Below are 1,515 nucleotides of genomic sequence, written 5' to 3' on the forward strand. Positions count from 1 at the left end.
AGCGGCTGTTTGTTGCTCGGGTACTGGCTGGCCGGTCACGCTCGGGTAGGTGCTCGGGCCGGGTCGCTCTGTTAGCGGCTGCCCACCGGAGGGTTCGGTGTGGCTCTTTCATGGAGTGCGTCTGGGCCGGGCATCGCGGCGGGGGTGTGGCTCACGAAGGGTCTGCTCTGCTCGAAACAGCGTTGCCCGTCCTCGCCTTGGCGTCGGTCAGCCCTGGCCGGCGCCGGTTTTCAAGGTGGAGGACGGCATGCAAGAAGCACAGCACGAGCAGGGGCCTGGCGCGGGTGACGTGGTCGTCATCGGCGTCGATCCGCACAAGGCGTCGGTGACGCTCGAGGCCCGCGACACCCGGGAGATCCTGCGGGCCACCGGCACGTTCCCGACCACGGCGGCCGGTCACCGGGCGATGCTGTCCGTCGCCCGGCAGTGGCCCCGGCGGGTGTGGGCCGTCGAGGGGGCCCGAGGTGTCGGCCGTGCCTTGGTTGCCCGGCTGGTCGCCGGTGGGGAGCGGGTCATCGACGTCCCGGCCAAGCTGTCGGCCCGGTCCAGGGTGTTCGACACCGGGCAGGGTCGTAAGACCGACTCCCACGACGCGCACGCCATCGTCATGGTCGCTCTGCGCGACAAGCGGCTGCGCGAGGTCGTCATCGACGAGGACCTCGAGGTGCTGCGGCTGCTGGTCGACCGCCGCGACGAGCTGGCCGCCGCACGGACGCAGGCTCTGAACCGTGCGCACCGACTGTTTGCCGAGGTCACACCCGGTGGGGCGCCGACGAAGAAGTCCATCGCGCAGTACCAGGCGCTGCTGGTCGGGATCCGTCCCCGCGACGGCGCCGGCAAGGTGCGGCGCAGAATGCTGGCCGAGGAGCTGACCCAAGCCCACCGCCTGGACGTCCGGGTCAAGGAGCTCACCGCCGAGATCAAGGCCGCCGTGCTTGCCCGTGGGTCGCACCTGATGGACCTGCCCGGAATCGGCCCAGCGGGCGCGGGACGGATCCTGGCCGACGTCGGGGACGTCGCGCGGTTCCCGACGCGGCACCACTTCGCGTCCTGGACCGGCACCGCACCGATCGACGCATCCTCTGGCGCCCATCAGCGCCACCGACTGTCGCGGGCGGGGAACCGGCGGCTGAACCACATCCTGCACATCGCCGCCACCGTCCAGATGCGCCACGCCGGCACCCTCGGCAAGGCGTACTACGACGGCAAGAGGGCCGCGGGCAAACGACCGCTGGAAGCGATGCGATGCCTCAAGCGGCGGCTGTCCGACGTCGTCTACCGGCAGCTCGTCAAGGACGCCGTCAACCTCGACACCGCGACAACTGGCGCGGGCCCGGGAGGGCACGGTGGGGCGACTGTTCAATCCAGCGCGGCCGGCCTGCCCCCGCACACCGGCACTTCGGACCAGCCACTTCCCGGACCCGCGACCACCACGCTAGCCCCGACCCCGAGCGCCCGACAGGTCCCCATCACGACCGGTTGACAGCCGGCGCAACAGAAGGGAGCCATGAGCGG

At 71.2% G+C, this 1,515-nt stretch carries 1 protein-coding gene; it reads left to right on the forward strand.

The window, feature by feature from the left end:
• Positions 1–247: 247 nt before the first annotated feature.
• Entirely contained in the window at positions 248–1,483 is a 1,236-nt protein-coding gene (locus Q0840_RS18965; RefSeq protein ID WP_298462732.1) for an IS110 family transposase, read from the forward strand.
• The last annotated feature ends 32 nt before the right edge of the window (positions 1,484–1,515 follow it).

Origin of the sequence: uncultured Cellulomonas sp. (genome assembly GCF_947494015.1) — a bacterium.
GTDB lineage: Bacteria > Actinomycetota > Actinomycetes > Actinomycetales > Cellulomonadaceae > Pengzhenrongella.

What these genes read in the sequence shown, in the direction of transcription:
- Q0840_RS18965 (WP_298462732.1), top strand. Translation starts at nt 248, where the DNA reads ATGCAAGAAGCACAGCACGAGCAGGGGCCTGGCGCGGGTGACGTGGTC.